General features: G+C 40.1%; 10 protein-coding genes. 4 read left to right on the top strand and 6 right to left on the bottom strand.

The window, feature by feature from the left end; translation table 11 throughout:
* Positions 1-39: 39 nt before the first annotated feature.
* The 3 genes from frmR (at position 40) to fghA (ending at position 2,668) form a co-directional block, all read left to right on the top strand.
* Positions 40-315: a formaldehyde-responsive transcriptional repressor FrmR gene (frmR, locus tag MNY66_RS13970; RefSeq protein WP_047256241.1), complete on the top strand. Its 276-nt coding sequence runs from the start codon at positions 40-42 to the stop codon at positions 313-315.
* 269 nt (positions 316-584) lie between these two features.
* Entirely contained in the window at positions 585-1,703 is a 1,119-nt protein-coding gene (locus MNY66_RS13965) for an S-(hydroxymethyl)glutathione dehydrogenase/class III alcohol dehydrogenase (RefSeq protein ID WP_047256240.1), read from the top strand.
* Positions 1,704-1,834: 131 nt separating this feature from the next.
* Positions 1,835-2,668: an S-formylglutathione hydrolase gene (fghA, locus tag MNY66_RS13960; protein WP_241501106.1), complete on the top strand. Its 834-nt coding sequence runs from the start codon at positions 1,835-1,837 to the stop codon at positions 2,666-2,668.
* A 394-nt stretch (positions 2,669-3,062) separates the two neighbouring features.
* On the opposite strand, the gene MNY66_RS13955 is transcribed toward fghA, so the two are convergent.
* Complete coding sequence (locus MNY66_RS13955; protein ID WP_241501105.1) at positions 3,063-3,341, bottom strand: hypothetical protein; 279 nt, start codon at positions 3,339-3,341, stop codon at positions 3,063-3,065.
* Positions 3,342-3,818: 477 nt separating this feature from the next.
* On the opposite strand from MNY66_RS13955, the gene MNY66_RS13950 reads away from it, so the two are divergent.
* Positions 3,819-4,784 carry an IS256 family transposase gene (locus tag MNY66_RS13950; protein WP_241501104.1) on the top strand — a complete coding sequence of 322 codons (966 nt, stop codon included), beginning with the start codon at positions 3,819-3,821 and terminating at the stop codon, positions 4,782-4,784.
* Between the two features lie 2,155 nt (positions 4,785-6,939).
* Here the strand turns inward: MNY66_RS13950 and MNY66_RS13945 are convergent.
* The 5 genes from MNY66_RS13945 to MNY66_RS13925 all read right to left on the bottom strand — a co-directional run bounded on the left by MNY66_RS13945 (position 6,940) and on the right by MNY66_RS13925 (position 12,795).
* On the bottom strand, positions 6,940-7,227 hold the full coding sequence (locus MNY66_RS13945; protein WP_241501103.1) for a hypothetical protein: 288 nt from the start codon (positions 7,225-7,227) through the stop codon (positions 6,940-6,942).
* Positions 7,228-8,082: 855 nt separating this feature from the next.
* Entirely contained in the window at positions 8,083-9,306 is a 1,224-nt protein-coding gene (locus tag MNY66_RS13940; protein ID WP_047256555.1) for an SGNH/GDSL hydrolase family protein, read from the bottom strand.
* Positions 9,278-10,450: an SGNH/GDSL hydrolase family protein gene (locus tag MNY66_RS13935; RefSeq protein ID WP_241501102.1), complete on the bottom strand. Its 1,173-nt coding sequence runs from the start codon at positions 10,448-10,450 to the stop codon at positions 9,278-9,280. Before MNY66_RS13935 ends, MNY66_RS13940 begins: the two co-directional genes overlap by 29 nt.
* Entirely contained in the window at positions 10,437-11,855 is a 1,419-nt protein-coding gene (locus MNY66_RS13930; protein ID WP_241501101.1) for an MBOAT family O-acyltransferase, read from the bottom strand. The genes MNY66_RS13935 and MNY66_RS13930 overlap by 14 nt, the downstream gene beginning before the upstream one ends.
* Positions 11,856-12,000: 145 nt before the next feature.
* Positions 12,001-12,795: a protein bax gene (locus MNY66_RS13925; protein ID WP_047256552.1), complete on the bottom strand. Its 795-nt coding sequence runs from the start codon at positions 12,793-12,795 to the stop codon at positions 12,001-12,003.
* Positions 12,796-13,194 lie beyond the last annotated feature (399 nt).

Here is a 13,194-nt window from a genome sequence, read left to right as displayed (position 1 = left end):
AATATGTATACTCCCCCCGAGTATATTAAAGGGATCACGATGCCACATTCACCGAAAGAAAAAAAAGCGGTTTTGACCCGCGTTCGTAAGATTAAAGGGCAAATGAATGCCTTGGAAGTGGCGTTAGAAGCCCATGCAGACTGCCGTGCAGTATTGCAGCAGATTGCAGCTATTCGTGGGGCGATCAATGGCTTAATGGCGGGAGTATTGGAAAGCCACTTGCGCCAAGAATTAACCAATATTCATCCTGATCCAGCACAGCAACAAGATTCTATCGAAGATGCGGTCGCGTTGATTCGAACATATTTACGTTAAGTTTGGGCGGTTTTTCTAGCGACCTCTGTTCGGATAAACCCCCCACAATTCACCCAATAACTCATAGAGAGACTCAACATCGCGCAATATGCCATAGCATACAAACCGTAGCCTATCGGCAGCATATCAGTAGCCTAGCACCGCGCAGTTTTACCAGACAATGGTAACAATCTGCCTATGTGCTTTATATCTATGTGCTTTATGTCTATACGTTTTATGTCTATGCGCTGTATTCATTACCCTGTTGAGCCTCTTTACAAGGAGCATTTATGAAATCACGCGCAGCGGTAGCATTCGGCCCAGGACAACCCCTGAAAATTGTTGAAATTGATGTTATGCCCCCACAAGCCGGCGAAGTGCTGATCAAAGTGAGCCATACCGGGGTTTGCCATACCGATGCCTTTACATTATCCGGTGACGACCCTGAAGGCGTATTCCCAGCGGTTCTGGGCCATGAAGGTGCCGGCGTCGTGGTTGAAGTCGGCGAAGGCGTGACTAGCGTAAAACCGGGTGACCACGTGATCCCACTATATACCGCAGAATGTGGCGAATGTTTATTCTGTAAATCAGGCAAAACTAACCTGTGTGTCTCGGTACGCGCCACCCAAGGCAAGGGCGTCATGCCTGATGGCACCACGCGTTTTTCTTATAATGGCGAGCCGATTTATCATTATATGGGCTGCTCAACCTTTAGTGAGTACACCGTAGTTGCTGAAGTATCTTTAGCGAAAATTAATCCCGAAGCGAACCATGAACAAGTATGCTTATTAGGCTGCGGTGTAACCACCGGGATTGGTGCGGTACATAATACAGCAAAAGTACAACCGGGAGATTCTGTGGCTGTTTTTGGTCTCGGCGGCATTGGTCTGGCGGTGATCCAAGGTGCGCGCCAAGCGAAAGCCGGCCGTATTTTTGCTATCGATACTAACCCTGAAAAATTTGCGTTAGCCCAGCAATTTGGTGCCACTGACTGTTTGAATCCCAAAGATTACGACAAACCTATTCAACAGGTTCTGATTGAAATGACAGAATGGGGCGTTGATCACACCTTTGAATGCATCGGCAACGTTAATGTCATGCGTGCTGCGCTTGAAAGCGCACATCGCGGCTGGGGACAGTCAATTGTGATTGGAGTGGCGGGCGCGGGACAAGAAATTTCTACCCGGCCTTTCCAGTTAGTGACGGGCCGCTCATGGCGTGGAACCGCGTTCGGTGGCGTAAAAGGCCGTAGCCAGTTACCGCAAATGGTTGAACAGGCGATGAGTGGTGAAATAGAACTTAAGCCATTTGTGACCCATACATTACCTTTAGAGCAAATTAATCACGCTTTTGATCTGATGCACCAAGGTAAATCTATTCGTACAGTTATTCATTTTCAGCCTAAATAATTAGGCTAATAACGGCTATATAGCTTAGGTATTTCTGCGTGAGCTGTGCCGTAACCATCACTTGGCTGGATTAATTAAACCATGACGGCGGGTTGACCTCCGTTATGGTTGATTTTATACCGAGGTAAATCATGGAAAGAATCGAACGCCACGCCTGTTTCGGTGGCTGGCAAGACGTGTATCAGCATCCTTCGGGAGTATTGGGTTGCACTATGAATGTTGCGGTTTATCTGCCGCCACAAGCAGAGTATCAAGCCTGCCCGGTACTGTATTGGTTATCCGGGCTAACTTGCAACGAACAAAACTTTATTACCAAGGCGGGCGCGCAACAATTTGCGGCTCAACACGGCATGATCATCGTTGCGCCAGATACCAGCCCACGCGGCAGTGACGTAGCTGATAGCGAAAGCTACGATTTAGGCCAAGGGGCGGGATTTTATCTTAACGCCACCGAACAACCTTGGGCGACCCATTACCGTATGTACGATTATGTGGTCACCGAATTGCCAGACTTAATTGAACAGCACTTTGCGGCAAACCAACAGCGAGTGATTTCAGGACACTCAATGGGCGGGCATGGTGCATTAATGATAGCGCTGCGCAATCCTCTGCGTTATCAAAGTGTTTCCGCTTTCTCGCCGATCATTGCTCCCTCACAAGTTCCGTGGGGACAAAAAGCGTTTAGCGCTTATTTAGGGACCGATAAAACAGAGTGGCAGCCCTACGACACTTTGCAACTACTGGCTGATCATGCGCAGGAAATTCCGCTATTAATTGATATCGGCAGTGCTGATCCGTTCTTAAATGAACAATTAAAACCTGAATTGTTACAAGCAATATGTGAGCAAAAACAGTATCCGTACCAGTTGAATATGCGCGCAGGATATGACCACAGCTATTACTTTATCGCCAGTTTTATCGGTGAACATTTTGCCCACCATGCACGGGCATTAAACCGCGCTTAATCGAAAACATTGAGCACGATCCTGAGGCTGATGCCGCAGAAACAACACCGGCGAGAAATACCAAGTGACCCCATAAAATGACCCTAATAGGGTTAACTTAAACCTGATTTTTTCAATCAAAATCACGGAATGAAGTTAGTTTAGCTTGGGGTACTGCAGACCGAAAAATTCGAGCGATGATAGAAAGCTTCGAAAGTCTCGGTTAAAAAACAGAAGCATCTGCGGTTATCACCGTGGGTGCTTTTTTTATTACTGTCGAGGTCAACTAAAATTCAATTGAATAACGCGTGAGGGTTGATGACTCGCCCCATCACGCTTTCAATATCGCCGGCGCTTAGATTTCAGGCTCTCAGGCTTTTATCATTGACCCACCGAGTATACCCATAATCTCGGGTTACTCATCATCCTGCCGGGCAAGGATCAACTGTTTTAAGTACTGTTCAATGCGAATATTTAGTTTAAATGGCGGCAGAGTTACGCGGTCTTGTGTTTCAAAATAGATCTTGGCTTTGGCTTTATCGACAGAATCTTTTAACGCATCGAAGCGTCCAAAATTGTTGAGATTGCTCTCATTAACACTGTCCGCCATCAATGCGATAAGCTGTTGTTTATTTAACCCCGCAGATGTTAAGTTGGATTTAGCCATAATCACGTTGATTGCTTGTCTAATCATGGATGCGCTAATGTTATCTTTTTATTTTTCTCTGACTCACTTTTAACACTGCTATTTATGGATATCTGTGTATAGATAGCTATTTTTAGCCAGCAACTTATCAATGCCTATCTTTAAATACTTATCTATAGGCAATCTATAAGCAATTATTTTTAGACTCATCGCTAGAAAATGTCTTAATTTGGAAAAATATAATTATTTATTTAAATGATGATAGCCTCGCCTGACTGAATCTCTTATGAATATATGATTAAATATAAAATTTATTATTGCGATGTGTTTCGCAAATATAATTATTATATTGGTGATTTGTAAATAATAAAAAATATCCTATATTACAGGGGTAATATATTAACTAACTGTTTTAAAAACAAATTTAATTATTAATGGTCATATAATTAGCCGATGGCTCGTATTTATCAGAGTTCTCCGTAAAATAATAATTCAATAACCCACACAGAAGGAAGTTATTATTTTATGGAAATAAGAAATATAGATGGTGAATTAATTGAATCACAAGATATGAGTGCAGATAATATAGCTGAAAAAATTACGCAGTTATTTATGCTCAATCCAGATTACGCGATTATTCAGCGAGAGATGAATAAGAAGTATGGAGTGAGCGTTAGTACCAAACAGATCAGTGTAATTATTTCTAAATTAATACCCGTGATGCATCGGTGGCAAACGCGACCACTAAATCAGATTTATCCTTTTGTCTGGCTGTATGGGGCGAGCTATAAAACCCGCGAAGCCAGGCGTTATGTGAATAAAATATTTTATTGTGTCTTAGCGTTAGATCTTAAAGGCAAAAAACAAGTTTTGGGGGTGTACTTTAGCGAAAAGTCCCAAATGGCTTTTTGGCGATCGGTTTTTAGTGATCTAAAAAGTCGCGGGGTCGAGGATATTTTAGTTGTTAATCACAACGGCAGTGAGGGGGTCTCTGAAGGCATTAGTGCGGTTTATCCCCAGTCAAAAATGCCACTTTGTATTATGGATCAGCTGCATATCTCGCTGAAGAATATCGCGGCTGCCCAGCGTCAATCCTTTATGATCGATGTAAATCAAATGCTTTGTGCACCTTCGCGCACTGAAATAGACCTCGCATGGGGGATTGTTGAGCAGCAATGGGAAGAGATTTACCCATCTATTATTCAATCGTGGCGTCGCAAATGGCCGCAGTTTGAGGAGTATTTCGATTATCCTTCGCGGATCCGTCAAGGGATCTATAACACCAATATGATTGAGTCTTTTCATAAAAAATTAGGTTTTTTAGTTAACTCAAGGATGATTTTCCCCAATGAAAATAACCTAATGAAGCTAGTTTATCTTGGGATTATGAAAACCGAGAAATCTTCCAGAGTCTCGGTTAAAGAGTGGCATCCGGTATTATCCCAGTTGGTGCTTCATTTTGAAGGGCGTTTAGATAAAGTGCTCTTTTAAGGCGATGCATTAAGAATATAGTTTTAGTAAGGTAATAGCTTAAGAACATAAGAACATAAGAACATAAGAACATAAAAACATAGCTTCAAGACACGGGCTAACAGAAATAGGTTTATCCCTTGAGGATTGTGTGGCAACAGGCTGCACAATCCTTTTTTTATTATTGATGTTTTTATTCAGGTATGGATTCTGTGGGCGCTTTGATTAATCGCTCCTTATTGGGCGGCGAATGTTCTTAATGTTGACTTTACGCTGCCGGACCTAAACTATATTTTGTCATGACTTTTAATCTATATGGCTTTTAATCTATATGGCTTTTAATCTATATGGCTTTTACGCTATGGAGATTGTCGATTGTCGATTATTGATTTTAGGCATATCTAATGCCGGATCTTAACGATGGAGGTTAATTATGGCAGATAGTATGAAACGAGGATTAAAAAATAGGTGAATACAGCCAGTGGGGATTAAAATCGGGGGTAAATAGCGGATAATCTCACTCTATTGGCGTTTGATCGGCTTGAAATGAGGGCGTTCGCGAGGGGTGCTTTTAACATTATGATTTTATAGGGTTTTATTTTATTATTGTTCGCCTCGTTTCGCCTCGTTTCGCCTCGTTTCGCCTCGTTTCGCCTCGTTTCACCTCGATTCGCCTCAATTTACCTCGATTTTCCTTGTTCTATTTGGTTTTATACTGATATTTTGTCGATAAAGCGTGATCTAGAGAAGAAATAGGAGATATTGACTGACTAATCATCGACAAACTGGCGATAAATCATCGATAAATGTGCTATCAACGCTGTTAATGGTACGCGATGGCGATCAATTGGTGCGATCTGTCAGTGATCGCGAGCGAATGTGGGCTAATATTAGTCAAAGTAGTTTGGAGCTACTCACTTTTGTTGGATTAACGGGACAAGTGTGCACTCTATTGATTATGTTTATTCTGCGATTATCTGCTCTGGAGCATGATCTATATTACACAACCTAACTAATAGATAGCTATATTGACTAGACAGCTATATTGGCTATCCTGCTGTAGTATTTACCGGCTAATTATATTATTGGCTATTCTGCTGTATTATTTACCGGCTAATTATATCATTGGCTATCCTGCTGTATTATTTACCGGCTAATTATATTGTTGGCTATCCTGCTGTATTATTTACCGGCTAATTATATTATTGGCTATCCTGCTGTAGTATTTACCGGCTAATTATATTGTTTGACTATCCTGCTGTATTATTTATCGGGTATTTATATTGATTCGATGTTGATTAAGGTTGATTATCCAGTGACCGAACATTTATTTTAGTCACTGAATGAAAAATTTTAACTGGGTTATTTTATCGAATACGCTTTTGTCGAATGATTTTTTAGCTAATAGTCTTTTGGAGAATTACTTTTTACTCAATGGCTTTTTGTTGAATAACCTTTTGTCTAATAACATTATTATCGCATGATTTGTTGCTGAATAATGGCAGGATACAGGTTGAGCCCAAGTTTAATTTTAATGATTTAAATTCAAAGATAGTAATTATTAATTAAATGTAGTTTAAATTATATAAAATACAATGACTTAGTTTAAAAATTTAGCTTGCTTGTTGGGAGGGCTCGGGTTACTATCATTTCGTGGTTCAGAAATAGACAGTCGGAAATTGAAGATTGAAAGCTTTTAGATAATAAGCTTCTAGATAATAAGCTTCTAGATAATATATAGAACATGACGTATTTTTCTTGAAGCAGCATCAAGATGTTTAATATCAATCAACTCACGACAGAACAGCTTTCTAATTAATATCGGGCATGGGTTCACGGTATTATTACGGTAGAGAGTGAAGAATTTAAAGAGATTTTTATCTTTATTCTCGCTGAGCGCACGGATTATTTGAATATATTATTGAATATATTATTACATATCATCACCAGTGAATAATACTAGTAGGGTAAAAGACGTAAGATTAATCGATAAGTTTAAAATTTTTATCTAATAAAGTATGAGTATCATATATAACTTAACAATAACACCATTATTTCATTTAGCAGTAGCACCATTATTTCATTTATCAGTAGCACCATTATTTCATTTATCAGTAGCACCATTAGTTCATTTAGCAGTAGCACCATTATTTAATTTAGCAGTAGCACCATTAGTTCATTTAGCAGTAGCACCATTATTTAATTTAGCAGTAGCACCATTATTTAATTTACCAGTAGCACCATTATTTAATTTACCAGTAGCACCATTATTTAATTTATCAGTAGCACCATTATTTAATTTATCAGTAACACCATTATTTAATTTATCAGTAACACCATTATTTAAGTTAAACACTCGAATATAATTACTCTGAAACCAAAATACCGAGAAATCGGTATTTTTTTTGTCGTTTTTATAGGGATAGATATCGGTATATTTCAACATAATGAGAAAGACGACCATATTTTAGAGTCCGATTTTTATTTTAACTAGTTGATAAATAGTTTTTGAATGGTTTTTGAATGGTTTTTGAATGGTTTTTGATTAGTTTTTGATTAGTTGATAAATAATTTTAACATAAATATATTAGATGTTTACTTAAATACGAAGAAAGAAAATTTAGATCCGCAATGATATTTTTCTGTACGTAACAGCGAAATCGGTATTTCTACTTTAAATATAAGGATAAAAATCCTAAAGCCTATTAGGTATCATATCCAATAAAATTACAAGATTAATGTTTCTGGTTATAAGCTATTCAACATCGTCATTTCTACTGGCGTATTATTGGCATGATAATATATCTCGATATTTTGAATAATATATATATCTTCAATGAGTTAGCTTTCTATTATAGATAATTAGCAACCAGTGGTAATACCGTTATCATCTGCCGAATGCGGTATCTGCCTACGTTAATAGCTAGATAAAAATCTAGCTATCGTAATTTAATCCACATACGGCGACAGCCCGGTTGAATTTTTGTTCTGATGCTTATTAAATTTCAGTGTGATTTTTGTCGTTGTTCATTGACATGGTACAGACGGCGGAGGTAGATTCAGCCGCTCAAGGCAACCCCTTTTTCAATGATCTCTTTTATGAGTCGGTGAATGTTGTCTAATAAACCTCTAATAAAGTGTCCTGAATGATTAGATTATGACTGTCCGCCACCCGAGTGTTTTTCGCTAGCATCGTTGTGTATATGCGCTATCCAGATAGCGACCACCAGAATTTTGCGACACCGCCGGAAAAATCCAAACGGTGGCGGTATTTTTAGTTATTTCATCGATGCGAATCGGTTTAAACGCGAGAGTTAACTCAGCGTAATAATTGATTTAATTGAGAATAAAGCGCTTGGGCACTTTTTTCATATCCAGAGGCGGATAAATGAACTCCATCCGGACGGGCTAACTCTTGGGCTGACCAGGTTTTAATCGAGCATGATCCGCCCATAAATTCGCGCCAATCCCAAAATAATGTCCGTTCTTCACTGGCGACGGCTTTTTGTGCGGCAATCACATTATTAAGATGTACCGGTTGCTGGGCGGCGCAGCCGTTGGCGGTTTTAAACTTCAGTGAATCATTGGGACCGACTAATAAAATCACTGCGTTAGGCATTTGTTGGCGAATTAAACGGATTTTATCTTTCAGCCCTTGGCGATAGGCACTGATCTCTAAATTATCGTTAAACGCTTCATTGGTACCATAGGCTAAAATCACCATGTCGGGGGATAATTGCGCTAAGGTTTGTTCCCAGCCGGTTTGCCATTTATCCAGCATATTAATGGTGGCCCCATTAATGCCTAAGGCGGATAAAATGACGCCGGGATGTTGGGATTTGATAAACCATCCACCCAGTTTAATCTCATCATATTGAGAAAACGTAGCCATTGCCGGGAGTTGAGTACTTACAGGGGCAGAAAAACGCCACTCAGCGCCAGTGGCCGGTAAAGAAACCGCGCCATTAGGGGAAGGTTGTACGCTTAGCTTCGCGTTTAGTGGTGATTGATAAAGAGCTTGTAATTGATAGCGATCACCGGTCGGCTTAAACTCTTTGAGCTGAACTTCAGCGTTCTTGGTGCGGGGCTGAGCAACCAATCCTCCGAGGGGGTAATCACTGCGATTGTCTTTACGGCTGGTAAATAGGGTCCATTTTTTATCGGCGGTGATGCGATTAATGGTGGCAGTGCGTTGCCCGGGGATAGACACCGGGGGCACAAAACCGGGGCCGGCATTGCCATAACGTTGCTGAAACAGCGTTCTTAATGTTCCGCTAAAAAAATCAGCGGCGGTATGTGAATCGCCGATTTGTACAATATGAACTTGCTGATGGCCTTGATGTAGCTTAGTGGCGAGTCGGCGTAAATTGGGTTCAGCGTAGTTGATCAGTTGCTGAGTTTTATCACCGCTGACTGTTTTTTCAGGCAGAATAGGGGTATTAATGCGCTCTTTCTGGCAAGAAAGTAACCCCAGAGACATAACAGAAATAATCACTGCTGCCCCTAGACGGTATTTAGTGCGAGGCTGTCTGTTCAGTTTCATTGGTTCCTTCAGCTTGCGGTTTAAATTTGATGAATGAGAAGACTTGGTCTGAAATGGCTTGTTGCCCTTTCAAACTGAAATGGATGCCATCGCCACTGCGTAATTTGATTTGGCTGCTGCCATCACCAAAGTAGTCTGAATATGAATCATCTTGGTATTTGAATATATCATTTGTCGAGAGATAGATATCGCCGTTTTGTTCGACTTCAGATTGATACAATGCGCGCAGATATTTCATTCCCTCAGAGAGAGAGTTTTTCTTCATATTCGGTGGGCCAATCCAGATAACATCTACATTATGCTGGCGAGCAGTCGATAGAATAGCATTAATGCGTTGTCTATACATTAACTCCCAAGCTTCACTTTTAAATTTGACATATTTGCCGCCGGTGTCTGGCGGCATATCCCACGGGTCATTGGGGCCCAAAAATACCACTAATAATCGAATATCTGGGTTGTTTTCTAAGGCATTAGTAATGGTTTGTGGCCAATTGAAAAAACGCGGATAAGCCAGCCCTGTACTTTGTTTGCTGAGGTTCAGGCTATCAATACCGTAGTTTTTAAACAGCATGCGCTTTAAATGTGGTGCCACACCTTGCATCATCGAATCCCCAGCAAACAGGACTTTATCTCCCGGGGCTAATACCACCTGTGTTTTTGGCTCAATCGGCCGTGTGTGTACGGAGCTGCCGGTGAGCAAAATATTTGTTGCGGGTAATGAGGTTTTTCGATTAAGCAATTCAGGAAAGGTTAACGATAGGCTGGTTGCTGGGCGTGTATAGCCATTAATAAAATGTAACCCAGTGATAAAGGCCGCAGGAAAGGTAAATGATTGATGCGTTGCGGTTTCGGCTATTTGATTTTGTTGTTTTTGATCGACGGCTTGTTGCCCTGAAGCATGATAGGCAAAAGCCTCACCTGCGGCTAATGCGCCCTCTTGCAAGTAGGCGCCATAATCCCAGACGGGATGACCGGATAAGCTGATCCAAGGCGCACTACGGTGATATTGTTGTTGCCAAAAACGTTCTAATGAACTTTGGTTCAGCCAGATAAGCAATAGCCCCGCAATGACAACAATAACCAGTATTTGTCCGGCTTTTATACAGTTTTTAGAAAACTCAGACGTTGTCTCAGAAATTGGCATAAATGAATCCTGGCATTCCAGAGGGAGATAACATAAAGACGATAGTCAAGATAAGGGCTAAAGGAACAGGGTAGAAGTACCACGCCACTTTTTGATGATATTTAGCCATAAAATGATAGCCGCGAACGCAATAGGGATAGCCAATAAACAGTAACCAGAATCCACTTAGCGCCACGATACTTGTGCTTAACGCCTCAAGGAAACCCGGTGCCCCAATCTGGCGTAATAACATTAATGCGTCGTCAGAGGTTTGACTACGGAAGAAAATCCACGCGAAGCAAACAAAATGAAAAGTGATGACGCGTGAAGTTATTACAGATATCGAGGGAGAAATAAACCGCCCAGTCAGTTTGAGCTTATCCAGACAGAAATGCTTAATATTCAGCAATACCATGCCTAATCCGTGGATCGCTCCCCAAATAATAAAAGTCATCGCTGCGCCGTGCCATAATCCGGAAATAACCATGGCTAGTAATAGATTGATATTTGTTCGGGAAAATCCTTTGCGACTCCCACCTAACGGAATATAAATATAATCGCGAATAAAGGTCGATAAACTAATATGCCAGCGCCCCCAAAAATCTTTCAAACTGGAAGCCATATAAGGCGCATTAAAATTGATTGGTACTTTAAAGCCCAATAATAAGGCGATACCGGTGACGAGATTGGTATACCCGGAGAAATTAAAATAGATGTGCCATGCATATGCATAAACGGCGACAATTATCTCTCCCGCATTAAAACTGGAGGGGGCATCAAATACTGGCGTAACAAAATTATCCGATAACCACGAGCTAAATAGAAATAATTTAGTGATTGCTAGTGTGATTAATAAAATCGCTTTGCGAGCCGTTAAAATAGTGCGGGTGTCGACCTGTATTTGCGGAATAAAAACTTTGGCGCGATTAATCGGCCCAGCCACAATACTAGGGAAAAAACTCAAATAGAGAACGACATCAAAAAAGTCGGCTTTGGGCATTTCTTTACGGCAGACTGAAACAACATAGCTTACTGAATGGAAAGCATAAAATGACAATCCTAATGGAGCCAGCAGGTCGATGACTGGCAGCTCTACGCTTAAACCAAATTTGGTCAGTGTCTGTAATAGTGTTTCCTGAAAGAATGAATAATATTTAAAAACAGTAAAACAGCCGATAATAGCGATGGCTAGTAATGTATAAATCCATTTTGTGGGTAATCTATCAGTGAGCCAATGAGTTAAAATATAAATAAATAGTGTATAGCCGAATAAAATATACGCATAGTCAGGGCTAAAGGAATAAACAAAAAAATAGCTGGCGGTAATTAACAGGCCATTTTGTAATTTGGCACTGGGTTGGCATCCCCAATACAGTAGAAAGAAGATCAGAAAACAGCCAAGAAACTCAAAAGAGAAAAAATTCATATCAGACTCTGGTTGTTGAGCATCGTACTAAAAAGTTTCCACCATATTATGAATAATCAACATAGTTGCAATAAGGTAAAAGAAAAAATCCACTTTAATTTCTCAAAGTGGATTTCTAATCATATTTCCGCGGATGTTTTGCCGGTTAAATACGATTTAATGCAATTTTTTGTGCTTGTGTAATCAATTTTTCGTTACTCGAATAGATTTCTTGTAAGTAGCGATTATAAGATGAACCTAATTGAGAATAACCTTTTAGATCGCGGATTAATTTTTCAGTATCCAAAGAATCTAAGGTTTCTCGTTGTTTTGCTCTCGAGGTTCTCAGTGACTCGTAGGCATTATGGGTGTTCATGTTTTTCATATAGGCTGAGACAGATTCATACACTGATCCGTAAGCCGAATAACCTTTTAGTTTGCCCGGGGTAGCTTTACAACCGCGACCGCAACGCATACCAAACAAATTATTATTTTGTATTGCTAATTTAGAGGTTCCCCAACCTGATTCTGTGGCTGCCTGTGTGACGACAAAATGAGTTGGCATGATATCCACACGGCTTAACAGTTTATTCCAATTGATCTTTTTTGGGGAATGACACGTGAGTCCGTAGCTTTGGCACACTTGCGCCAAGCGCTTTAGCTCTCGAGCACTCCATTTTTTATTTTTACGCACAGAAAGTAACCAATTACGATCTTGCATAATTTCGCGATTGACCATTTCAATCACCGGGACAATAACTTTTAAAAACGCTTTCTTACGCGGTGTACCTGACGGGTATTGTCGTAAATCCGGCAAGGCAGTTTGTGCCACTGTGGTTTTCGTCGAATACTCTTTAGTTAATCGTGTACTTGTGCTGGTTGAGCCATAACTGGCTCCCGCAAAAAACAGTAAAATCAAGAAAGCGAAGACGGCATTTGTCCCCATCGTTCGAGAGGGCATAGCTTCTCCTCGGTTGCTCTGAACAAAAATCGAGCGAATGGTAGCAGATAAAATTTTTCTGAGCTACTTTTATCCCTCTCGCTTAAGGTAAACTTCTGTATAATTTTATTATCTATGTAAAGTAACTTTAATTATATTAAAAATTAGTTATTTATTTTTATATGCGCATAATAACACCCATAAACTTATTAGTTTATTTTAATTGTTTCGGGCGTTAACCTGATGAATTAAGGTAAATTTGATGAGTTATTAGGCAGGTAACCCCAGTTATAAAGTGGTTAATATGCGTTTTTTTTAATCAGTTATGTAATTTTATTTTTATTTAACCGGTTATTTTTTATAATTTATGCAACTTTAGCGATATAAAATAATCCAATGCAGATCGTGATTTGTCTTTTT

The sequence above is a fragment of the Moellerella wisconsensis genome, from assembly GCF_022592395.1.
Taxonomy (GTDB): domain Bacteria; phylum Pseudomonadota; class Gammaproteobacteria; order Enterobacterales; family Enterobacteriaceae; genus Moellerella; species Moellerella wisconsensis.
Note: the sequence above shows the minus strand (reverse complement) of the source record. Positions and strands in the feature narration are given on the sequence as shown.